Below are 22,760 nucleotides of genomic sequence, written 5' to 3' on the forward strand. Positions count from 1 at the left end.
ATGATTATTACCCTCAGTTCCCTTAAAGGCGGGAGCGGGAAATCAACCTTGGCAATCCATCTCGCCCATGCGATCGCCCTATCAAAGCGACGAGTTTTGTTAGTCGATGCCGATCCCCAAGGAAGTGCTCAAGGCTGGTCAGCCGCACGAGAAGAAAAGCCGCCCTTTACTGTAATTGGGATGGCACGAAATACTTTGCACCGAGATTTGCCTGACATCGCCAAAGACTATGACCATGTGGTGATTGATACGCCCCCACGGGTTAGTGCCCTAGCTCGAACAGCGATCCTTGCCGCTGATTTGGTGTTGATTCCAGTCCAGCCCAGTTCCTACGATGTTTGGGCAGCATCAGAAACCGTCATCCTCATCGATGAAGCCCAAGGATTTAAACCAGATATCAAAGCCGCATTCATCATTAACCGTCGCATTCCCAATACTGTTATTGGTCGTGATGTGGAAGAGGCTTTATCTGAATATGACCTTCCCACACTACCGCAGGCGATCGCCCAACGGGTAGCGTTTAGTGAGTCCTCATCTGGCCATACCGTCATGGAAATGTCGGCGACAAGTTCTGCCTCAAAAGAAGTTTTGAAATTTGCCAAAGACATTTTGAAATTAATGGAGGTTAAAAAATGGTAGCGAAGAAAAGCCGTATTGCTCGAAATCCAAAATCTAACCCAATGCCTCAAGCCGCTGACGAATGGATTAACAAAGGAGGCACAGACCCAGAACTTACTACTAATGAAGCAGTTACTCTCCCACCGTCTCAGCCCGAAGCCCCCGAAGATAAACAGCAGGGTAAAAAATATCCCCATCGGATCAGCTTTGATATGGCTAGTGCTCAGTACAAACGCTTGAAATATGCCGCCTTTGACAGCGATCGAAGCATGAATGAGATCTTACGGGAAGCCGCTGAAGAGTGGATGAAAGCACGTGATTACTGAACCAAGTGAATAAGTGATTACGTGAATAAGTGGAAACGTTTTCTCGAAGAGAACATATAGTTTATGTCACTGGTCTTAGAAACCTGCGGCTTAGAATATCCTCATGTCCAGAAGGTCTAATGCCGCTCAAGTAAATCTCTTTTAAAGGTTGTGCTTAAATTTCTATGTCGCGTTATGTACCTTTGTTGGAAAAATCCAACTGCGTCATCGAGGAATAATAGCTGCTTTCTAGTCTTCAAAAAGAATCAAGTAATTAAGTAAGCACGTAATCACTTGCTTGGTCTTTCCCAGTATAATCCCGCACCTTTTTAATTGTCTGAATCTATAGCTGACATCGGGTCAATGTTGAGGCTCTCTGAAAAATAGGGAAACTGCGATCGCCGGAGGTTATTTTATGGCGCACAAAAACCATGGCCATAGTCCCCTGGTTTAAGTTCGGGGGACAGGAAATCAGGAGTCGTCCGCGCAGATGCGCCGATGACGATTGTCTCTAATATTTCAAAAGCCGCTTTCAGCCGCTTTACCCGTCCCCATGGGGGTTATTGCCTACCGTTCGCCCACTGCCCACCAAGTCTTATCCTGCTGCCCCAGATAGTCCTGTTCCCAAAGGTTACTTGCCGCCAAGAAAACAGCTACTTGCCCAACCCCTTCCCGTTACTGGTAAGTATAGGCGGAGCGACAGGCTAGAAATAAGGATGCCGCACGATCGCGGCGTAATTACGCTTCCTTAGCCGCGAAAAGGCATTTTAGCAACACCAGTCCGCCGGAGTGCGTTAGCCCGTGTCTTTTTACGTTGGCCTCCTACGTCGGCGATCGTTGGCTGTCGGGCAGTTTTTATACGTTGGGGCCTAAGCAAGCTACGTCCCTATCCCGGCGTTTGTGGCGTGCTTTTTCTTTTTCTTGGGCGGCACGTCGCTAGTAGAAAGAGAGAGAGGGGTGGGTTAGAGGGGGTAGGGGCGCGCGCAGCGTGTTTTTTTGTCCTCTTGTGTGTTGTCTAGGTGCGGGTTGCCTGTGGTTCCTGTCCGGCTGTTTTTTCGCCTGGGGGCTGTTGGTTTGTGCCGTGGCCCCCCTGCCGCTTGTGGGCCTTGCGGCCCTGCGGGTTTAGATCAGAGTTAGCTGTCTTTGTTCTGCCCAGCTCGGTGCTTGGCTACCGTCGAGAGGGTAGATTGTCACCTTTAGCCCTTTTTTGATTGCATAGGCGATAGTTCCCCAGGTGCCGCTCCCGTGGCCGCTGAAGGGTTTTGTGGGGGTGCAGGTTTCCGGGCAGGGTTTGTTAGGGAAAGCGATTAGCTCGGTGGCGTCGTTTACCATGCGTTGACTGCGGGCGGCGAACTGCCATCTTTCCCGGCCTTCCACATGGTAGATGGTGAGGTCTGTTTTTTCTGTGTAGTGTTCTGCTACTAGGGCGTCTAGCCCTTTAGCATCTCCCACTCCGACCGCTGGAGGGTTTGCGGGGAGTAGGTTTAGCACTTGTTTGGTCTCTTGTGGTGTGAGTTTTCTAGGGCCGCTGAATGCGAGCATAGCTTGTTCTCTCTCTTTACTAGCTACCTCTATATTTTACCTTGTTAACTAGGTGTATTACCTGCTTTATACATCAGTTTTTCTTATGGGTTATTTGAGTGTTTTTGCTTGTTAACAAGGTGGTTTACGGCTATAATAGAAGCAGGCAAGGAGGGAAATCCTACCTTCCCCCCAAGCCCTAACAACCACAACTAAGGACAAGTTAGTTATGACTGCTTTAGATATTTTACGGCAGCTATCGGAGATGGCTGACCGGACGGCCTATAACACGACGATTGGCCGCTACCAATTCGAGACTAGAGACGAAGAACTTCCGGCAGGGGTTCGAGTTTGCTGGAATACCCGTTATCGTTTCAGCTTTACCGCTGTTACCAGTTTTCATGGGGAAATTTGCGCCGAATCAGACATGGAGTTTTCCCAGCCCCTCACCAACGCAGACATCGAGGACGAATGGCGTGACCTTGCCTATGGTTGCAGTTATTTTGAGGCGCACAGCTTAGAGATTAAATATCCTTGCTGTGACCTGTTTCCTTCTGATTGGTTGCCTTACTAGGGGAGGGATTAGTGATGCTTTATTTCGTCCATGATTCCCAGGGCGGCCACCTAACCACTAGCCCCCACCCTGCTGATTTTGCCGAGCCTATTGTGATCATCCGACGCGGCGATCGCCCGGCCATTGTTGACCACGGGAAAGCAGTAATCGCTCTTTTTAAGCAACATCCCAAAAGCACGGCATTTATCCCCTTAGAGGATCTGCCCTTTTAGTTCATTGGGGGCATTGTCCCCCACCCCTACCGCTTCAACTTTTCAGAATTTTAGGAATTAAAAATCATGCTTACTTTAACCGATACCCCTCGGATCTATGTCGCTTGCCTTGCGGCCTACAACAACGGTTTTTTACATGGGGCTTGGATTGATGCAGACCAAGACGCCGAAGACATCCGCAAAGAAGTGCGAGAAATGCTCAAGACTTCTCCCGCTTGGAAAATTGGCGACATTTGCGAAGAATGGGCCATACATGATTACGAGGGTTTCGAGGGTATCCGCCTTAGCGAGTGGGAACCTTTCGAGACTGTATCAGCCCTAGCCCAGGCGATCGCCGACCATGGCCCAGCCTTTGCCGCCTATTATTCAACCGTCACCTATGGCGATCGCGTAGCGGATACTGTCGCCCGGTTTGAGGAAGACTATCGCGGCACCTATGACAGTAAAAAAGATTTTGTCATGGAGATGCTAGACGAATGCGGAACCCTTGACGCTTGGGAAGCAGCAGGAATGAACCTGGGCTATATCGACTTTGAAGCGATCGCCCGTGACTGGTTCATTAATGACTACTTTGCGGAGCCAGCCCCCAATTATCAGATCTACGTTTTCGCTTACCAGTAATCCCCCCAAAGCCTAGCCCCCACCTTGGGGGCACTATCCCAAACATTTACTTTTCAGGAAAAATCATGAACACTTTATTTGAAATCACCGCAGACATTCGCCTACTCGAAGAACTTCTGGACAATGCCGACGACCAAAACCAAGAACAGACGATCCTTAATTTCCTTGCAGACTCCCAAGCTGACTTGAAGACCAAGGTTGATAACTATGTCGAACTGATCCAGGAACTACAAGCGAGAGCGATCGCCCGCAAAGACCGAGCCAAGCAGATCCAGGAACTTGCTCGCAATGATGAAAGCAAAGCCAAACGCCTCAAGACTTTACTGCAAACCCACCTGCAATCCCTCGACATCAAACGCCTGGACACAGAACGGCATCGAGTGACCATTGCGAAAAATGGTGGGAAAGCACCCCTGATTTTACGGGAAGATCTCAATGTGGAAGACCTACCCCAACAATTCCAAAAAGTCACCATCGAACCCGACACCACCGCAATCCGTGAGGCCATTGAAGCAGGCGACGAGACAGCCCAGGCGATCGCCCACCTTGGCGAACGAGGTCAGTCCATTCGTATTAAGTAACCTGCCGTAAACTTAGCCCTCCTCAGTGGGGGGCATGACCAATCCCATGAACAAACCCAACGCTAAAGCCATGGCCCAGGAGCTTATCAAACTCCGTAACTACATCGAGCAGCACTATTCCCGTACCTGGAATGTAGAAGAAGCCCTTGGTAAACCTGGCACTACCCGACTCTACAAACTTTTTGAACAAGCAGAAGAAATTTTATTGGAAGAATAAATACTATGACCACCATCACAAGCCCTCAAACCCAACGCCCCAGTAGCATCGGTGAATGGACATTGAAGCAAACCATTGAAACATTATCCCGACCTATTCCCGCATCCATGCTTGGCACAAAAGACCGGAATATCACTTATCTCCCCTGGCACAATGCCGTCAAAATCCTTGATAAATATTGCCCCGGCTGGACTTGGGAAATTGTCACCATTCAAGCCAGCGGCGATCGCCTTTTCCTTACAGGAAGATTAACCCTCACTGTGGCCGAGGGAAACATATACCGTGAAGCCACTGGCACCGAAACGCTCAAACTGGTGAAGCGCACCGGAGAAGTTGTTGAACACCCCTATGGCGATCCGTCGAGTAACGCCGAGAGTATGGCTTTCCGGCGAGCCTGCGCAAAGTTTGGCTTAGGACTCTACCTCTACCAGTAATTGACCCATGCAAGCTTATTTCCTCACTCACGATTTAACCATTAAGCTCGTACAGGTTGACTCTATTTGCAAAGAAACCCACACCGTTACGATTAATGGTGATCGCCAACTCCGACTCACAGAAAAAGGAGCTTACTTCGCTACTATGAAAGGCGTCAAAAACGCTCTAAAAACAATCCTTGGTGAATAAATAGCCTAATCGACCCGGGCACGTCGCAAAACTGCCCCATTTCCCCTTGATACAAATGATATGGATACAAGCACAGCTAAAGCCCTCGGCCACGAGTTTACCCGCACCGCTCTCACTGAACTCAGCCTAGATGATGACCCCACAGCATTCAAGCGATTTATTCTTGACCACCAAGCAACCCCCCAAATTCTTAACGCCCCACCCCTAATCAAACAAGCATTTAAGGAAGGCATTCTCGAAGCAATGCTTGAAATTGCATTGGCAGAACACCAAGACGTTTGTGGTGCATGATCCCCGTAGCAGCATTTAGCTCTTTTTGGGCCACTCATTCACTCTGCTAAACAGTAGAATAGACTTGTTAACTAGAGGAAAAGCCATGTCAAAACTAGACACTCTCCCTAAAAAATTTCAGGAAGTAGCCCGTGCAAAATATGGCGACCTCAAAAAAAATGAAGAAATGTACCCTTCTGTTTTTGGCGTCAGATTACCCGTGGACATTGCGGAAAAACTACTGAAAGAGGATGGCAGTAAAAACACTCCCTTACTGAGGAGCATCCTCATGAAAGTCATTCGTGAGCATCCTGACCTCCTAGAAGAAATTAAGCAGGAATTAGGCGACGTCTAAGTACCCAATTCATTTGTTAAGTCAGGTGTTTTCTGGGAACAGTGAAGTGCTGAACCTGATTGCTCTTGGTGTTGATTTTTGTATATCTGTCTATCTATAATACCTCCGTATCTTTTGTATACACCTATACATATTCTTTACGGAGGTTCCCTTTTTTTCAGGGTGCATAGACATGGGTGAAGAAAGATTTGAGCAGTGGCTAAAATCCCTCCCACCAGAACCTGGGATGCCATTACTCGACTATCTGAACGATCTACAACAATGCTCAGACACTGCGAACTCTTCGGCGGCATTGGGGGCTTCTCCCATGCGATCGCCAAATATTATTCCGAAAGCATCAAAACCACAGACTACTGCGACATCGACGAACAGGCGATCGCCGTCTATTCCAACTACTTCCCCAAAGTCACCATTCACAAAGACATCCGCACCTACTACCCCCAACAAAAAGAATTCGACCTCATCACCTGCGGCTTCCCCTGCACCGGAACTTCCCACGCAGGCAGCAAAACCGGACTCCATCACCCCGAATCACAGTTATGGCGCGAAGGATTACGCATTATGTGCCAAGTCCGACCCCAATATTTCATCTGGGAGCAACCTGTGGGCATTGCCACTAGAGGTTTACGAGCAATCCTTGGGGGATGCCGAATGGCTGGCTATCAAACAACGGGTTTTACAATCGCCGCTAGTGAACTCGGCGCATCCCACCGACGGGAAAGAACGTTTATTATTGCCTACCTTGACCACAGGACAGGGCACGACCCGCAATGCTGGTCAGACGAAGTTAGAACAAAGGCTGAAGCAATTAGGCGTTATTCCCCCTGGCTATCAATTCAGCCCAGAGGCGATGGCGATGTACATGGGTTTTCCATGGCATCTCTTCAGCTCAATCACTGGACAACGCTTCACCCAACTGCCTACCTCGTTCCCAGTGGCCTCAAAGGACGTAACGATGTCAGACGCCTCGCTGGAAAAACTGTCACCCCAGCCCAAGCGGCGATCGCTCTCCACTTCGTTGACTGGCACCACCAACAAAAGGCGCGGTAGACCACGGGGCAGTAGTGGAAAAGCCTCTGGTTGTTTAGTCCCCTTCACCGAAACTCGCCGAGGCAAAACCTATCCCATCATCCAAGGAGAACGAGTACCCAAAGATATTGCCCTCGATTATCCCCATCACTATCGCTGGTTTTATCAATGGAGAGAGTGGCAGGAGAAGCAGCAACGATGGTCAACGAGATCAAAACGCATCAAATTTCAGCAAGTTGCAGCAATACATCAATTGATCCAAGCCAATCAAAATGTGGTTCGCATCCTGAACTTTATTGAGACAGGCAGGCTTGAATAATCTGGTGTAAGACAAAAATTCCCGCCTCAATTTCTAAAATCCGTCCAGTTCTGGATGTGGTGTAAGACAAAAAATAATCGTGCAGACAGATGAACAACAACGACATTCTTCAATCCTTGATCAACCACGACTCCAAAATCACGCTCTCCTTAAGTGCCTTTGAGGTATTCGTGCTCGTTGCCTACCTCCAGACAGCACAACACTGGATTCGTGGTGAAAGTGGCCTTATGGTTCAAAATCTTGTGACGAAACTAATCAATGCTGTTTCCCAATCAATTCCAGAAGCCGGAAAACTACTTGAGCAAGGGAACCAGCCAGGGGTCAAAATCACCGAAGAGTATTTTGAATAAGGATTTTTGTACTGCATAAAATACCGTGCAGGCGCGCAGCTTCGCTGTCCCCGGAGGGAACGCCCTTGGCGCAAAATTTCAGGCCATGTTTTTCTGTCCCTTGAAATCAGTGTTCTTTTTTGTGCGCCATAAAATATCAATGAGGCGATCGCCAAGATTCTCAACTAACTTTCCACCTATATCGAGATGAGTGGAAATGCTAAATTCTACTGCTTATGATTTTTCCAGTCGCTATTAGGTTTCTATCCCTGTCCACTGCCATTATCCCTGGGGAGAGTGGAATTATGTGTCCACTGTGTTTCCGGTTATCCTTAAGTAGAGCTGGAATTTCCAGTGGAAAGTCCACCGGGAAATGCAGCCATATTATGGATCTATAGAAAATAAAAATTTTTTCATGTACGACCGGCAAGAAGTCCAACGGAAACTGGGTATTGGAAAGTCTCGCTACTACCAGTACCTCAAAGCCACTGGTGTCCAACCGATTAAGCGAGATGGGCGAATTACCATCACCCAAGCGGAACTGGACATTTTATTGGCCTATAAAGAATCCTTGAATTCTCCACTGGAATCTTCGTCGGAAACGACTAAGAAGCCGTTGGAATCTAAAGTGGACACTTCTGACTCAATGCCGGTGGAAAGTCATAATTCCACTGCCATAAATCCAGCAGAATCTCAACTGGAAAGTTTGGGCAATGATGAGGGTAATCACCTGGAGAGTCCAACGGAATCTTTGGCTGAGTCTGATGAAAGTCCAATAGAGTCTATTGATGAGCTTACTAACAGTCCAGTCAATGATTCTGATAGCAGTCCAATGAGTCCAGTGGAAGATACCTCAGATAGTCCACTGAGCCCTGTTTTATATGAAGTAGATGACCTACTTTCTGAGCCTTCTGTAGAGAACTTGGATCTTTCTGACGAGACTGACTTTGATGCTCTCATTCGCATTGCCCAGGCCAAGAAAGCGAAGCAAATTCTTCAACCGGAATTGGTCATGGCCCACCTTGTTGAGCAGATGACCGAGGATGATCTACCGGAAGATTTACGCCGCAAGATTGAACAGACCCGGAGGGCGATCCGTGACCCTTTAGCCAATCCCGCCGCGATCGCCAGCCAGATCCTTACCAAATATCGCAGCGGGTCAATCCAGAAAACCTAAGCCAAATCATTTCCATCATTCAGGAAGGTCATCACTGTCTTGTCCTGGGGGAAGCGGGTTTATTTGAGGGACTACCAGAGGCGATCGCCGCTGCGGTGGATATCGAACCCTGGGCGATTGTTGCTTACCAAGGCAGCACTAAAACTTTTCTCATGGAGCTGGCGAAACAATTTCGCGTGGACACCGTTGAACCCAAGTACAACAAAGACGGGGAGGTGATTGGCGATCGCCAACTGACGGCGGATGAAATCAAAGAAAAGTTAGCCCAAGAAATTGAGAAGGGTAGCCTGCTGATTATCCCGGAAGCAAAGCGGTTGCCAGCCTCCATTCGCTATTGGCTGGAAACTCTCATGCGTATGGGTAAGGTGATTGTTGTGGCGATCGCCGTCGCGGTGATTAAGCGGGATATTTACCTGCAAATGCTGGAGGTGGAATTAGAACGCCCCTCCATTGATGCCATTCGAGGCGTCATTCTGGAGGAAGCTGAAAAAAATGACTTATCTCTCACTGACCACCAGATTGCCAAGCTGTTAACCGTTGCTGGCCGTAATCCTCTCCTAGCGAGAAAGGCAGTCAGGAATGAGAAGCTGGGCTTGAATCCAGAGCCGGAGCACAGTTTATATCTCGATATTAGTCCAATCATCATCTCGGCTTTAATGGCCTTTTCCATCGTCCGCTTTATTGGTTTGGGCACTGGCGATCGCGGTTTGTATGTCATTGGTGGCATTGCCCTGGTGTTGGGCGTGATGCTGCGGCAGATTGGCAAAATCCGAGGAACGAGGCGGAAATATGGTCAATAAACTTCTCCCCTTGAGGGGAGCTAGAGGGGTGTTCTCCCCTCTGGGGAGATGCCAATAGGCAGAGGGGGTATTTTTTGTCTTACACCAAACAGGATCATCACCTGGGTATTTTATGCCTTACAAAAATGCGATCGCGATCGCCGCTCAGGTATTTTTTGTCTTACACCAAAGACGATCAGCGTCTGCGTATTTTATGGCGCACAAAAAAACTGGAAAAATTCTCCCCTGGAGGGGAGTTAGAGGGGTGTAAAACCCAGGAGGAATGAACCATGATGAGTGTGACCCATGCCATTATTGGCGTTTGTGGCACCACCCTACTGTTGCAAACCGCTGACCCAGTGGTGCTAGGCTTGGCAATTATCGGCTCACAAATTCCTGACCTCGACAGCTCCCATAGCCTCGTGGGTCAGGTCTTTTTTCCTGTGTCCCATTGGCTTGAAGACCGTTACCCCCACCGGACGATTACCCACTGTCTTCTATTCAATGCCGTCCTCAGTGCGATCGCCGGAGCACTTTGGTATTTCCTCGGTATCCCGACCCCCTGGGCGATCGCCTTACCCCTGGGTCACTTTCTCGCTATCTTCTCCGATACCTTCACGAAGCAGGGCGTGCAACTGTTCTATCCCTTGCAGGCGTGGTGCGTCTGCGGCATGAATCCAAAACGACGCATGAAGACCGGAGGTAAAGCAGAATATTGGGTCTTGGGGATCGCTGTACTAATTTTGTTCTTAAATCTGAACCTGTTGGGCAATGGTGGTTTTCGGGATGTTGCCAGCCGCACGCTAAACCTCAAAGACCATAGCATCAGGGAATACAATGCCAAAGCTGCCACCAATGCAACTTGGCTCCATGTGGAGGGAGTCTGGGCTAGCGATCGCCGCCCCGTTAATCAAACCTTTTTTATTGTGGCCGAGGATGGTGGGTACATCGTTACTGATGGCCAGGGGGTTTATAAAGTTGGTGAAACAGGAGATATTTTGCCGACCCTGGTACGCCTAGACATTGGCGATGAGCAAACCGTTGAAACCTTTACCCAGGGCTTTAATGATGAACCGTTGGATGAGGTGCTGCGGGAAATTTCCCAGCGTTACCCCAATGGCCTTGTCCTTATTTCTGGCAATGTGGCGATCGACTTCCCTGAAGAGTTACCCGGTTCACTCCCCCAACCCCTAACGCCCTACGGAGATCGCATTGCCTTCAACTATGCCGACACCAATCAGGTCATTCCTGTTCTGGAGGGTCAATGGGCAATCGGCCAGTTGGAGTTTAAGGTGTTTACCCCAGCCCCCACTTTTTAACTTGAGGTGAAACATGGACGACAAATCATTTCTTGACCAAATTCTCGAATGCAAGGAAACCTTCATCCTGGGCCTGAATGCAACTCAGTTTTTTGTGCTTATCTCCCATTTGCAAGTTGCCCAGCGGTACGTTGATGGCGACAGTCGGGCGATCGCCCAAGAGCTAATCGACTCTTTTATTGGAACACTGTCCAAAGAAATCCCCACAGCAAGAGCAGTGCTTGAGTTGGGCAACAATCCCGCCTTTGACGTAGACGCTGATTATTTCGATCAAGAGTTTTAACGGCACGGTATTTTATGCAGCACAAAAACCTTCTCCCCTGGAGGGGAGTTAGAGGGGTGTCCAACCCTTGATAAGCTTGGTTGAATGGGAAAAATAGATGAATGCCGATGCTGAATTTTGCCTTACAAAAACTCAAACCCAGTGAACCCATCCGCTACTTATTTTCAGTGATGGTGATTTTTATGAGTTTCGGTGCCTTTCTCCTCCCCCTCGGTTCCATCGCCCAACAGAACGAGCCGGAGGAAACAGAGGTGGAGTCAGTGGTTGCCAACAGTCCTAGCCGCTATACCTTCAAGGTCAAACTCACTGAACTAGACGACCTCAAGGTGAAGGAAGGAGATGAAGTCAGCATCAATCAAGTGATTGCCGATCGCCCCCAGGATCGAGATCGCCTTCTGGTAGAGAAGCAAAGATTACAACTGGCGATCGCGCGACTCAATACCTTGGAAATTTCCCGACCCTTACCACCGCGCACCGTCCCAGAAGTGGCAGGGTTGCCCCCCGTCAGTTACGAAAGCCACAAAGCAAATATCGCCCAGGCCACCACCAAATTAGAATTGGCAAAATTGGCGATCGCCAACCAAAAATCCCTCATTGAAGAAATCTCCCAGCTTAATGAGCCTTTACTTGTCACCCACGAAACTGCCAAGCTCGAAGCCCTAAAAGTTGACCAACAGACCGCCCAACTTGAACTCAACAAAGCAGTCGCTAACCTCAAGGATGCCCAGGCCCAACGGCAACACCAGGAATATCTTTCTTCCTTGGCGATCGCCGAACGGATTGAGCGTGCCAATGCCAACGCCCTTGCCTACCAACGACAATTACAAGAGTTCGAGAACCAACAGCGCAGCCGCGCCTACCAACTCTCTGACCTCAACACCAAACTCGCCGATGTTGAAAAGCAGCTTTCTGAAGTTTCTACCGTCCGCAGTCCTTATGCTGGCACTATCCGTCGCATCAAGTGGCTTGACCAGAGTGAAGGCACAATCAACGCCGAAATTACCCTACGACTTGGCGACCCTGACCCAGTGCCAAATCGAGAATGACCCTGATTTACAACTGATTGTCCAGGCTAAAAATGTGGAAGCATCTCGCCTTGAAAATCTTGAAGCTTCTGTTGACTACCAACGCGATCGCCGCTGGACGACTTGGTTAAACCCCAATCCCATCGGTATTCTGCAAAATCTCCTTGGGGGTGGCGATCGCCAACGGGCCGAGTTACAAATCCGCACCACCGAAGCCCAAGCTGATGCCAGCCGACTCAATCTAGTGGAAGCCGATATCAGGACTGAGATGAGGAAAAAGGCGATCGCCGAACAAATCCAAGCCGACCTTGATCAACTGGCCGACCTAGAAGCAGAATTAATGGCCGAGCAAAAACGCCTTCAACTTTTTGAAATCTACTTCCAACGGGGCCAGGGCAGCCCTGCCGAATATCTCAACTTTCAGAATCGTTTGGCCCAGCTAACCGCAGAAAAAGAAAACCTAACCGCAAAGATTAACAATATTTGCGAAGATGAACAGTAGAACAAAAACACTGACAGACTTCCTTGGGTATCCAACAGCCCAAGGATTTTTCATTTTTCCCCTAGTTCTTGAAATATCGTGCGCCATGCGCGGTTTATAAACACATCGCTCTACGCCGCGAAGGGCACGTGCCCCCAAGGGGGCTTTATACTGGCGAACTTGCATACTCCCGAAAAGTTCACTGCCTCGCCACAGGTTATTGAGACCACACAGGTTTTTTATTTTCCCCGCTAAATACCCGCTACAAAGCCTATACCGAGCTGCGGCGCTGATATTGATTTCGGTCTGGCCCCATGCGCGACTTCCAGAGGCACGGTTGCTGGTGTATTGGCGAGGTTATTTTCCGCGCGGCCAGGGTGCATTTTTCTCGCGCACTCCGGGCTTTCCGCTGGTCGTTACTGAATTGCCAAAGGCTACTGAGCGGGGCAGAAAACCCTCTTGCGGTGTGGCCGCGTTGTTGTTTTTTGGGGGTTTTGCCCGTGTTTTTGTTCTGTTGGTTTCTCGTTTCTGTGCTGTTTCTCGTTGTCTTTGGTCGTTCCGGTTCTGCTGGCTCGGCCCCGGCTGTTTCTCGTTCGGTGCCCGTGGTTGTTTGCGGCCCTGCTTGTTCCCTGGCGGTGCGGGCGGCTGTCGTCCCCTCGTCCTGTTGCTTGCTGCTTTCTCGGTCTGGTCGTCCGCTCTCTGGTGGGGCGTTGTCGGCCCGGGTCGGTCGGCTGCGTCGTGCCGGTGTTCTTGTCTAGTTGTTCTGCTGGGGGCTTGTCCCCCTTTGTTGTTCTTCTCGTCTGAGGTTTTTGTCGTGATTCGTCGTTCTTTTTCCGTTGGCCGTTCTGGTTCCCGTGTTCTGGTTCCGTTCCGCCGTGTTTCTGGCCTTGCTCTGTCCTGCGGCTGTGTTGGTTGGTCGGTGCGCGGCTCGTTCCGGGCTTTCTCTGGCTCGGTGGTCTGGGCTGAGTTCGCTTCCCCTGGTGCTGCGGCTCGGTTCGGGTTCCGGGCTTCCCGCTTGGTCGGGGTTCCGGTCTGGGTGCGCCCTGGGGTCTGTTCTTCTGCTGGCCCGGTCTGGGTTGTTTCGGTTCCTGTTTCTCGCTAGTTGTTCTGCTGGGGGCTTCGCCCCCTTTTTTTTGGCAGTCTCCCTAGATAATGGAGAGAGTCAATATTGCAGCATCCATGAGAGACATCAAATGGGCGATCGCCTTAGCCAAATCAATCATCAAGCATCCCATCCGAGCTATCCCTTTATTGATTGGCATTGGCCTAGTCTTTTTTGGCGCACAAAATTACGAACCCCCCACAGAACCCAATGAGGCGCGCAGCTCCGCTGTCCCCGGAGGAAGCGCCAGCAATAACCCTTGCCCTGTTCATCTTCCTAATGGTTTACCCATCGGAACCCCAGCCACTAATGATCTAGTGGTGCGTGATATCTACTGTCTCAGTTCCAATGACCGCACCAAGTTTGCTGATTGGGTTGCTTTCCGCTTAGACCGAGCCACCATCACTGGCAGTTCTGACCAAGACCGGGAATGGGAAGCAGATCCGGCGATCGCCCGTGACCAGACCCTCGAACCCGAAGACTTTCGCGGAGCTTACAAATGGGGCAACTATGACCGGGGCCATCTAGCACCCTTGGCATCATTCCGAGGTAAGAACTGGCAACAGGTGAACTACCTCAGCAACATCACTCCCCAGAAAGCCAGCCTGAACCGGGGAGCGTGGAAAGAACTCGAAGAATATGAACGGGATCTTGTTAGACAGCACGGCGAAGTCTATGTGATTGTGGGCACTGCCTATGATAGTCAGCCCCTACAACTGATCAATGCCGATGAACCCACCGATATCCCCGATTACTTTTGGCGCATCATCCAATACAACGGCCAGACTGAAGCCTATCTCTTTCCCCAGGATACCCCCAGCGGCACCGACTTCCGACAAGGTAAAACGACTGTCGATGAGATTGAGCGGCGAAGCAGTTTAATTTTTGTCTTACACCACAAAAATAATTAATGAGGTCAAGAAGTTATCAGTATTTTTTGTCTTACACCAAAGGCTAAACATTTCTCAGAAAGCCTTTTTATTTTTGTCTTACACCAAAGTTAAGGTTAGTAACCATCTCACTTCATGGCCCAACAAAAATCGATTTAAGAATTTAACTCTCTGAGAACATCGACATTAAAACATTTATCAACTGTTTGTTCATCAATCACTGCATGGCCAAGACGTACCATCTCAGCGCTGACAAAAATATCTTGCTCTTGGCCATCAACTTGACCAAGATAAAAAATTTCGGCATGGTTATGCTCATCCCCAGAAAAATCACCGCGATCCACCACATAAACAGTGAAGTGGGGTTGAGACTGCATCAAGATATCAACCAATGCCAGTCGAGCTTCCTCTCCTCCTTCTTCCTCAAGCCCTGGAGCATTAATACCACAAAGATTCAGCTTGATTGTTTTGGTGGCATCAGTCGGATCTCTAACAACAGCAGTATCACCATCAATCGTTTGACTAGGATACACAGCATACTGAAGTGGTTTAGGAAAAATCCCTTCTTCGACACAGGCTACACAGGAAGATAAGGCTATGCTTGTTGATATGAGGGCAATAGAGCGGTTCAACATTAGTATCCAGCACTATAAACTCTCATCCAGTCTAATGGTGGAGTGATTTTTTGTATGCGTAAAATTCCTGACTGTGATTCCTGTCAATTCAACGCCTACAGCGCGTATATCGTCTGTACTGTACACCCACAAGGGGTTGAGGGGTCATCATGCCTCGATTACCGACCCGATCAGAAGTATCAGAAACAGTGGCAACCATCGGGATGGAAATTTACAGATGATGGGGATATGATGCCTCGTTTTACCTATCCCATAGGCGATCGCCATGAGGTCGATTTAGAACGTGCCCAGAAAATGTTAGACAGTCATCCTATGTTTACTGAGCACTGCCCCAACTGCGGTTATCACTTTAATATGGACAGAAATTGGGTACATTTCGATTGTCCAGAATGCAACTGGGTTGATGACTCTATTTAGGTATTGAAAAAACCCGATGTGCCAATCCGGGAAATTTATAGTAAGTTTTTAATTAACCCTAAGATTTCTAACCTTTACAAACGTTCAAATTCAATGAGATAAAACGACAATGCTAAAGCTGCGTCCGCAGCAAAAAAGCACCCTTTCCGAAGTTTGGACACCTGGGATTAAGGATGCTTTTTTGACTTTATTCTTGCCCCATCGCTGGGGTCTTCCGCTCGAAAATTCGATTGATTTCGATAAGCGGGGGGTATCTGTATGCTAACCCCTAAGCTGAAATTTGGCGATCCTTTTGGCCAAAAAATTTCTGTTTGCCTGTCTGGGATGGGGGTGAACCATGGCTAACTTCACCCTCCTCAAGGGCGATTGCCCCATCTGTGGTGGTATCCGCAACGGCAGGCAGAAACTGGATTGTAAGCAATCTGGGGAGCTGATCCACTGCTTCAGTCACAACGATCCCCCCCCCGGATTTCGGTTTGTTGGTCAATCAGCAATTGGTCAGTCCCTCTATGCCCCAGAACGGGAAAAAGGGCTAGATCCAGAGCAACACCGGGCTGCACTGGCAAAACTCCGGGCTGAATACCAAGCCCAGGCAGCGGCACGACAGGCCCAACTTCCCGCCATCCCGGTACGGCACCAGGAAATTCTTGGATATCCAGCGGAATTAACCCCGGCCCAAAACACTGACCTCCTGCGACGTGGCTTAACCCAGCAGGAAATTGACTTTGCCCTGTCCCAGCACTGGCTCTTTGGCTGTCAGGGTGGTTATGGCATCACGGCAATAGATTCTGCCACTGGGATGTTTTGCGGTGCCCAGCGGGCCTTAGATGACCGTTCCCAGCGCAAATATGATTGGGCGATCTTCGCCGGACGTAATCAACTCAAGGAAACAGGTGAGAATCCGCTCTTTGTGTGGCGATCGCCTGACTTTAATCCGAAAAAACCCTACGAAGTCAAATTCTGTGAAGGTGCTCTCAAATCCCTAATCCGCGCTTTCCTGGAATGGCGGCACAGTCCCCAGGTGATTCTAGTGGGTGCGGCTGGGGGTATTTTTGGGGAGCAGTCTGTCCAGCGATTGTTAGGGGTCTATGACAAGGTTTGGCGCTTTACCCTCCTCCCTGATGCCGATAGCCAGAATCTCAGGAAGAAAAATCTCTATGCGGGTTACGGCAAATTAGCGAAGGCGATCGCCCCGCTTAAATTTGCGGACTGGGGCCAGTGGCAGGATAAATCTCAAGGCGATTGTGACGAGGGTCTGCGGGATTATGTGCGCAGATCGCCTAATGTCTGGTTACAACCCTTCAAGCTGGCTGAAGCCGCTGAGAAAACCCTCAAGGCCACCCAACGCTTTACCGTGACGCCTACGGTCACTATTAACGATGGAGCACAGTATCTCCCTGATGATGTCATTCCGCTACCCACAGAAGCACGAGTGGTGGGTCTGGAGGTGCCGAAGAATTGCGGTAAGTCCTACCAGCAAGGCCAGCACATTGAGAAATTGCGTCGCCTTGGGTATTACCCCATTCAAATGTCCCACCGTCGCGGTTTAGCGGCAGAGAAGGCGAAGGAATGGCAGATGACCTACATCGAGGCCGATAGTCCTTTACCCCCAGAGATGCCCAGCAATGGCCTCAGTGTGGTGGTGGATTCGGTGCTGAAGTTGCGGCATTATGACTTCTCTAGCCAAAAAATTGTCCTGTTCTGGGATGAAATTGAACAAATCCTGGAGCACATCTGCCACAGCACCACTTCTATCCGGGAACGTCGGGCTGCAGTGATGGCCTACATTGGTGAACTGATGGAAAGTGCCCACCAAGTCATCCTCGCTGATGCTGACCTAAAGACCATTGCCGTGGATTGGGCTGTTTCCCTCACCGCATCCCGCAAGTCTGAGGTCTGTCTCATCCGTAAGCAGTACCGCCATAACCGCAAGGCAATTATTTGCTCTGATACCACTGATGCTCTGGTTTATGCGGCTCAACAACTCCAAGCGGATAATCCCACCTACATCGCCGTGGCAGGTCAGAAGGCCAATAGTCGCTTTGGCAGTCAATCCCTAGAGAATTACCTCTCTGGTCAAGCTAACTCGACGATTCGGGTCGATAGTGATACCAACCGTGACCCGGCTCACCCTGCCTACAAAATCACCAAGAATATTGAGGTGCTTAATCACTACCAGTTGGCGATCGCCACGGCGGTGATTGGTACTGGGGTGAATATCAAGGGCGACCACTTTAAGTCGGTGATTGGTATTGCTGCTGGCAATGAGTCCGTGGAATCCTTCCTCCAGAAGCTTAGTAGGGTCAGGAACGATGGCGATCGCCTAGTGGCGATCAGCAGCACCGCCAACAGTCTCTCCCAACGCTATGGGGGCCACACTAATGTGCAGCAATTGTTGCTTAACGACTCGAAACAGGGTCAACTCCTCCGTCAGCACCTCCAATCCTTCGGCGACTGGGGCGATAACTGGCTGTTTAATCCCTGGCTCAAGGCTTTTGCCGAACGCATTTGTTTGAATAACGAACTGGGTAAGAACTACAAAGCCTCTGTGATGGCCCAGCTCCACCGGGAAGGCTACCAAATCATTGAGCAATCCTTCTGTGACCGAGGCCAGCGCAAGAAAATCCGCAGACTCCTCGATGATGGTTGCCACAAGCAAATCCGCAAATACATCGCTGACATCCTCGCCAGCAAGCCCAAACTTGGGGAGGATTTAAAGGCTTCTAAGGCCACCTTTGACCAGACCTACCCCGAAAAATGTGCGGAGGTTCATGGGGATCTACTCACCCTCTATGGCGATGATTCCGAGGCGATCGCCCAGGCCCACCTCACCCAACGCCATTTCTACCGCAAGCTCCAGCTCCACTTCTGGCTTAATCAAACCCAGGAGGCTGTTAAACAGCGGGATGAACGCAAACTCAAATTCCTCCGGGAGAGCAATGAAGGTAGGTTATTTCAGAATGATGTAAATCAAATGACTTTTTCTGTCACTGTGGCGGCGATGCGGAAGCTTGGGTTAGCTGATATTCTCCAACGAGGATACATCAGCAGTGATTGTTCCCATATTGAGCGCATTAAGCAGATTCTCAATGACGATAAACAACGTCAGGACTTTTCCCGCCAGCTCCGGCTTGGTTTGGATGATTGCCCCCGCAAATCCCCCGTGGCGATCTCAGTCTTCCTCCTGAAGAATCTCCTTGGCCTTGATGTGGCTAGGGATGGTGAGGGTAAAGCCGTCCGTCAAAAACTCAACGGCATTCTCACCACTCCCATCGACTTCGGCGACATTAACCGGGAAGCCATCTTTCAATTCTGGGAGCAAAACATCATCCTTGATGACCTGGAAGAAAAGAAAATAGCTAGTCAAGCGGATCATTTTTGGAAAACCAAGAATTTATCTATAGAGAAAAATGATCCGGTTCCTGAAACAACTATTCAGCAAGGGTTACAGCCAGCGGATCATTTTTTCCCACATTCAAGATCCAGCCAGACTATCCCAGAAAATAAACCTCAAAATCCAGCAGTTTTAGCGGTCAATAAACAATCTCCCCCAGACCAGATACCAGATGACCCAGTTTCACCCCTGTCTTGGGACATACTCAGGCCCATCCAGGACGCAATTATGGCTTTAGCGAGGGGCGATCGCCGACCTTTATGGAAGCTGGTAGTGAAATTTCATTTCCCGACGATTCAGCGGGCGGCCCAGCAGTTAGATGCGATGCCCGGAGGCTCAGGGTTTATGGCCTGTCTGTTTTCCCGGTGGCAGATATCTAGCGCTTAGGTTGGTGATCGCCACAAATCAGCAGTCATAGGTTTGGCGATGATTACGGTCTGCCAATTGCTCTGCTTCCTCTATCGTCCAGCGAGGTTGAGGGTTTAAATTTTCGACATTGACTAATGAAGCTGGAAGTGGTTCTTGTGTTATCTGCTCAACTACTTGGGCGATCTCCTTAACACATGAATCGGGATAACGGGCCACTTGTTCCTCAGAGAAACGAATCACGACCCAGCCCTTGTTCAGGAAAAAATTGTTTCTGTTGTGTTCTTTCGATTCTTCCCAGCCATGGATGGGCTTATAATCCCCATCCCCATTGAGTGGTGTATAAGGCTCGTCTACTTCAATATCAAAGTAGATATCATCATAGACATAGCAGACATCAGGACTATAGGGGTATGAGTAATTTGGAATATCTAGTTTGGCATTTTGGATGATTTTTCCAGGAAGGTGCTTATTCATCGCTCTGTATAAACAACCTTCACAGCGTCCAGTTCGAGCATTGCTGTTATATCCATCAGGCTGATAAATAGTATTTTTAAACTGATTAAGAAGTTTTTGTTGGTACTCTTGAACAAATTGAGGGTCCTTGAGTCTATTTTTGAGATCTTGAAAATTTCTTCTTTCCTTTTCGTAGTCGGTTAGTCTACGAGGGTATTCCTGCTCTAATCTACGATATTCGGCTAAATCTCCTCTGAATCCTTGAGTTTGAATCAATCGAGTGACTGCGATCCCTAGCCCTCCTGTAATTAAGCTAAGTACAGGAATATTAGAAAAGATGATTAATGTAGCCACTAAGCAAAGCAGACCTACTGTAATCGGTGGCCACCATTTAGGTTTTGTTGGATGTTCAGGTTTTACAGGTTTTGCTGGGGGAGCTGGTAACTCTGGCTTAGCCGAGGAGATCTGCTTCAAGCGAGGGGGTATATAGATATCAGGATATTCGGGCATGAATTTGGTTTTAGCCCAAAATAATACAGGAATCTTGACTGTATGTACCCTTTACACGCAGTTTCCCTCCCTTCCTTAGTGTGAATTTAAAGTTTTAGTAACAATTGTCTATGGAAATGCAAGTTCTTTTTAGACTAGGTGTATATAAGTAAATCTTAATAATAAATTAGTTCTTTTGAACTGTATTCTCGCCAATATTCTCTTTAATTATGAATGCTCCAAGCAACAAGTCATTTCCGGAACTAGCTACTTTAGAGAGAGCTTATAAGAATCATAAGGATGCTCAGATTAAGAATATTGAGCGCTTACAAACAGTTCATAAACACTATAATCATGCCGCTGCTATGTGTAAGGCAATGGTTGCTTTGCTCCAGGGATTTGAAGATCGCAAAGTTTACATGATTGTTGAGCCAGAGATATCAAAACTTGGAAAAATATCTCGTCCAGAAGATTTTGTGGCCTGGGTTGAAGGGGTTGGAATTTTTGTAATTGAAATTAAAAGTCATACAATTAATGGAATATCAAGCTTTGAGAATAATGTGCCTCAAGTGATGTATCAAGGTCGCTCTTCAGGAGATAAAGATCTACTCGATCAGCCTAGAGAATTTGCCTATGATTTGAAGGCTCCACTTGAAGAATTATTTGATAGACAAGATTTAGAACTTCCCCCTCTTTATTATGCGGGCTGGTTGCCTAATGTTTCTCCGGAAGATGTTGCTTCACGATCTCAGCATGTTGACCAAGATAAAGTTTGGCTGAGTGATATGCTGGATGTAGAAGTATTTAAAAAGCGAGTTCCTGAGTTAAAAAATATCACTCGTAGTTCTAATGTGAGTAGAGATGCTTTAGAGTTATTCTGTAAAGTATTTGGCTCTACATCTGGTCTTAGAAAAGCAAATAATCATTTACGCAATTTGCCTACTGGTTCTTTGGGTCAACTCATTGATCGTAAAAATAATTATCTTAAGCGTTTAACAAAAGAACAGGAAGATTTAGCATTTAGTCCAAATCTTACGCGAGGGCCGAAAGTAATACGGGGTGTAGCAGGTAGTGGGAAGACTATTGTTCTCGCAAATGCAGTGGCAGAAGTATTTTTGCGTGAGATTACTAATAGTTCTAGTGATATTGGAGATAAGAGATCATTCGATACTGACTGCATCCCGGAAGTTTTAGTCCTTTGTTACAATCGTTCGCTTGTTCCTTATCTGAAAGAACTTATTATTAACTGTTTTAATATCCGCAAGAATCAGAGTCAATGGCCTTTCCCTTTTTCTAAACTCACAATTCAGAATATAGACCGCTATGCAAGGAAACTGGCAGGTAAAAAATATGATTTTAAAGATATTTCTAAAGCTGTCGATTATATTTTAGATAATGGTTTAGATAAAGACAGATATCGTTATACTTTTGTTGATGAGGGACAGGATTTAATTCTTGATTGGTATCCTCTACTTCGTCACTTTACTCAAGATCAACCAGAGTTAGGGCGAAGTATTATCATTTTTTATGACGATGCCCAAAATATTTACGGAAGACCACGCCCTGGAAGTACCTCTAAGGTTCCTCCCTGGAAAGAGCTTCTAGGTGCAGATGTGAACCCAAGAGGTCTTAAGACGATTATGAGGGTGGGTCATAGAAATACAAATAAAATCCTGTCTTTCTCTTTCAGTTTGTTATTGGGTAGCCTCGCTGAAGATGATCCACAGATGATCCAGTTCTCTGGCATTAGTGAATTTAAGAAGGAACGCATACCTGATGATCCGAGTTTAGATCATCCTAACGCCGGAAAATTAAGTGTAGAACAGATTGATAATCGTCAGTTTAAAATCAACTTTGCTGTTGAAGAGGGAATGCCCCCAGTTATTAACTCCTTTTTAAATGAAGAGTTAATGCTTAATGCTCTGGTAAAGCGAATCAAATATACTCTTTCAGCCGATGGTGATAATGTACAGCCAGATGACGTCTTGATTATGGCCCCTTTCACAGATCAGGTTGTTGAGATAAGTAAGCGGTTACAAAAAGAGGATATTGCTGTTCACATACCTGTAAAACTTAAAAATGGTCATGATGGACGTGATCAGTCAGCTTTTGTACCCGGAAAAGTTACTGTAAGCACTATTAACTCAGCAAAAGGCTATACGGCACATATTTGCCACCTCACTTATGTCCACAGCTTTGAGAAAGATGATATGGCGAAAGAGAACATACAGCGTATGCGTGCTCAGATTCATGTTGCTTGTACTCGCTCTTCACTTTTACTAGAGTTGTGGGGTCTTAATTCTCCTCTAATGCAGGAAGCACAAGAAGTTCAAGCGCTGATTTCCTGAAGAAAATTTAACCTATAGAATAAC

28 protein-coding genes are annotated in these 22,760 nt (G+C 48.1%); 25 read left to right on the forward strand and 3 right to left on the reverse strand.

Annotation, left to right across the window (positions count from 1 at the left end; translation table 11 throughout):
- On the forward strand, window positions 1–639 hold the full coding sequence (gene parA / locus AWQ21_RS14455) for a ParA family partition ATPase (RefSeq protein ID WP_065715399.1): 639 nt from the start codon (window positions 1–3) through the stop codon (window positions 637–639).
- Window positions 640–680: 41 nt separating this feature from the next.
- Entirely contained in the window at window positions 681–944 is a 264-nt protein-coding gene (locus tag AWQ21_RS14460; protein ID WP_065715400.1) for a hypothetical protein, read from the forward strand.
- A gap of 1,101 nt (window positions 945–2,045) precedes the next feature.
- Here AWQ21_RS14460 and AWQ21_RS14465 read toward each other — a convergent pair.
- On the reverse strand, window positions 2,046–2,465 hold the full coding sequence (locus AWQ21_RS14465; protein WP_065715401.1) for a hypothetical protein: 420 nt from the start codon (window positions 2,463–2,465) through the stop codon (window positions 2,046–2,048).
- 208 nt (window positions 2,466–2,673) lie between these two features.
- Between AWQ21_RS14465 and AWQ21_RS14470 the strand changes: the two genes are divergently transcribed.
- From AWQ21_RS14470 to AWQ21_RS14565, 21 genes are all read left to right on the forward strand, one after another.
- Window positions 2,674–3,018, forward strand: coding sequence for a hypothetical protein (locus AWQ21_RS14470; protein ID WP_065715402.1), 345 nt, complete (start codon window positions 2,674–2,676; stop codon window positions 3,016–3,018).
- 14 nt (window positions 3,019–3,032) lie between these two features.
- Entirely contained in the window at window positions 3,033–3,230 is a 198-nt protein-coding gene (locus AWQ21_RS14475; RefSeq protein WP_062436940.1) for a hypothetical protein, read from the forward strand.
- Between the two features lie 66 nt (window positions 3,231–3,296).
- On the forward strand, window positions 3,297–3,851 hold the full coding sequence (locus AWQ21_RS14480) for an antirestriction protein ArdA (RefSeq protein WP_065715403.1): 555 nt from the start codon (window positions 3,297–3,299) through the stop codon (window positions 3,849–3,851).
- 65 nt (window positions 3,852–3,916) lie between these two features.
- Window positions 3,917–4,432 (forward strand): siphovirus Gp157 family protein, encoded by a 516-nt coding sequence (locus AWQ21_RS14485; RefSeq protein WP_065715404.1) that lies wholly within the window; start codon window positions 3,917–3,919, stop codon window positions 4,430–4,432.
- A 34-nt stretch (window positions 4,433–4,466) separates the two neighbouring features.
- Window positions 4,467–4,649 carry a hypothetical protein gene (locus AWQ21_RS14490; protein ID WP_065715405.1) on the forward strand — a complete coding sequence of 61 codons (183 nt, stop codon included), beginning with the start codon at window positions 4,467–4,469 and terminating at the stop codon, window positions 4,647–4,649.
- A gap of 5 nt (window positions 4,650–4,654) precedes the next feature.
- Window positions 4,655–5,083: a Rad52/Rad22 family DNA repair protein gene (locus AWQ21_RS14495; protein WP_065715406.1), complete on the forward strand. Its 429-nt coding sequence runs from the start codon at window positions 4,655–4,657 to the stop codon at window positions 5,081–5,083.
- A 7-nt stretch (window positions 5,084–5,090) separates the two neighbouring features.
- On the forward strand, window positions 5,091–5,273 hold the full coding sequence (locus tag AWQ21_RS14500; RefSeq protein ID WP_065715407.1) for a hypothetical protein: 183 nt from the start codon (window positions 5,091–5,093) through the stop codon (window positions 5,271–5,273).
- A gap of 60 nt (window positions 5,274–5,333) precedes the next feature.
- On the forward strand, window positions 5,334–5,564 hold the full coding sequence (locus AWQ21_RS14505) for a hypothetical protein (RefSeq protein WP_065715408.1): 231 nt from the start codon (window positions 5,334–5,336) through the stop codon (window positions 5,562–5,564).
- Window positions 5,565–5,649: 85 nt separating this feature from the next.
- Entirely contained in the window at window positions 5,650–5,898 is a 249-nt protein-coding gene (locus tag AWQ21_RS14510) for a hypothetical protein (protein WP_065715409.1), read from the forward strand.
- 261 nt (window positions 5,899–6,159) lie between these two features.
- The gene (locus AWQ21_RS15960) at window positions 6,160–6,948 is read left to right on the forward strand and encodes a DNA cytosine methyltransferase (RefSeq protein ID WP_071932305.1); all 789 of its coding nucleotides are present in this window, start codon (window positions 6,160–6,162) and stop codon (window positions 6,946–6,948) included.
- The gene (locus AWQ21_RS16305; protein WP_157094801.1) at window positions 6,917–7,246 is read left to right on the forward strand and encodes a hypothetical protein; all 330 of its coding nucleotides are present in this window, start codon (window positions 6,917–6,919) and stop codon (window positions 7,244–7,246) included. The genes AWQ21_RS15960 and AWQ21_RS16305 overlap by 32 nt, the downstream gene beginning before the upstream one ends.
- Window positions 7,247–7,335: 89 nt before the next feature.
- The gene (locus AWQ21_RS14525) at window positions 7,336–7,596 is read left to right on the forward strand and encodes a hypothetical protein (protein ID WP_065715412.1); all 261 of its coding nucleotides are present in this window, start codon (window positions 7,336–7,338) and stop codon (window positions 7,594–7,596) included.
- Window positions 7,597–7,990: 394 nt separating this feature from the next.
- Complete coding sequence (locus AWQ21_RS14530; RefSeq protein ID WP_065715413.1) at window positions 7,991–8,752, forward strand: hypothetical protein; 762 nt, start codon at window positions 7,991–7,993, stop codon at window positions 8,750–8,752.
- Window positions 8,753–8,847: 95 nt separating this feature from the next.
- Window positions 8,848–9,552: a hypothetical protein gene (locus tag AWQ21_RS14535; protein WP_232315159.1), complete on the forward strand. Its 705-nt coding sequence runs from the start codon at window positions 8,848–8,850 to the stop codon at window positions 9,550–9,552.
- 269 nt (window positions 9,553–9,821) lie between these two features.
- The gene (locus AWQ21_RS14540; RefSeq protein ID WP_065715415.1) at window positions 9,822–10,850 is read left to right on the forward strand and encodes a metal-dependent hydrolase; all 1,029 of its coding nucleotides are present in this window, start codon (window positions 9,822–9,824) and stop codon (window positions 10,848–10,850) included.
- Between the two features lie 13 nt (window positions 10,851–10,863).
- Window positions 10,864–11,133: a hypothetical protein gene (locus AWQ21_RS14545; RefSeq protein WP_065715416.1), complete on the forward strand. Its 270-nt coding sequence runs from the start codon at window positions 10,864–10,866 to the stop codon at window positions 11,131–11,133.
- A gap of 101 nt (window positions 11,134–11,234) precedes the next feature.
- Window positions 11,235–12,179, forward strand: coding sequence for a hypothetical protein (locus AWQ21_RS14550; RefSeq protein WP_065715417.1), 945 nt, complete (start codon window positions 11,235–11,237; stop codon window positions 12,177–12,179).
- Window positions 12,145–12,660 carry a hypothetical protein gene (locus AWQ21_RS14555; protein WP_065715418.1) on the forward strand — a complete coding sequence of 172 codons (516 nt, stop codon included), beginning with the start codon at window positions 12,145–12,147 and terminating at the stop codon, window positions 12,658–12,660. The genes AWQ21_RS14550 and AWQ21_RS14555 overlap by 35 nt, the downstream gene beginning before the upstream one ends.
- A gap of 479 nt (window positions 12,661–13,139) precedes the next feature.
- A complete protein-coding gene (locus AWQ21_RS14560) occupies window positions 13,140–13,397 on the forward strand; it encodes a hypothetical protein (RefSeq protein WP_232315160.1) in 258 nt (85 codons plus the stop codon).
- A gap of 56 nt (window positions 13,398–13,453) precedes the next feature.
- Complete coding sequence (locus AWQ21_RS16310) at window positions 13,454–13,741, forward strand: hypothetical protein (protein ID WP_157094803.1); 288 nt, start codon at window positions 13,454–13,456, stop codon at window positions 13,739–13,741.
- Between the two features lie 77 nt (window positions 13,742–13,818).
- The gene (locus AWQ21_RS14565) at window positions 13,819–14,652 is read left to right on the forward strand and encodes a DNA/RNA non-specific endonuclease (RefSeq protein ID WP_065715420.1); all 834 of its coding nucleotides are present in this window, start codon (window positions 13,819–13,821) and stop codon (window positions 14,650–14,652) included.
- A 134-nt stretch (window positions 14,653–14,786) separates the two neighbouring features.
- On the opposite strand, the gene AWQ21_RS14570 is transcribed toward AWQ21_RS14565, so the two are convergent.
- Window positions 14,787–15,266 carry a hypothetical protein gene (locus AWQ21_RS14570; RefSeq protein WP_157094804.1) on the reverse strand — a complete coding sequence of 160 codons (480 nt, stop codon included), beginning with the start codon at window positions 15,264–15,266 and terminating at the stop codon, window positions 14,787–14,789.
- Between the two features lie 754 nt (window positions 15,267–16,020).
- Here AWQ21_RS14570 and AWQ21_RS14575 point away from each other — a divergent pair.
- Entirely contained in the window at window positions 16,021–19,464 is a 3,444-nt protein-coding gene (locus AWQ21_RS14575) for a plasmid replication protein, CyRepA1 family (protein WP_065715422.1), read from the forward strand.
- An 18-nt stretch (window positions 19,465–19,482) separates the two neighbouring features.
- On the opposite strand, the gene AWQ21_RS14580 is transcribed toward AWQ21_RS14575, so the two are convergent.
- Window positions 19,483–20,409: a DUF559 domain-containing protein gene (locus tag AWQ21_RS14580; RefSeq protein ID WP_065715423.1), complete on the reverse strand. Its 927-nt coding sequence runs from the start codon at window positions 20,407–20,409 to the stop codon at window positions 19,483–19,485.
- Window positions 20,410–20,618: 209 nt separating this feature from the next.
- Between AWQ21_RS14580 and AWQ21_RS14585 the strand changes: the two genes are divergently transcribed.
- Entirely contained in the window at window positions 20,619–22,736 is a 2,118-nt protein-coding gene (locus AWQ21_RS14585; protein ID WP_065715424.1) for a DNA/RNA helicase domain-containing protein, read from the forward strand.
- Window positions 22,737–22,760 lie beyond the last annotated feature (24 nt).

Origin of the sequence: Picosynechococcus sp. PCC 7003 (assembly GCF_001693255.1) — a bacterium.
In the GTDB taxonomy this organism is placed as follows: domain Bacteria; phylum Cyanobacteriota; class Cyanobacteriia; order Cyanobacteriales; family MRBY01; genus MRBY01.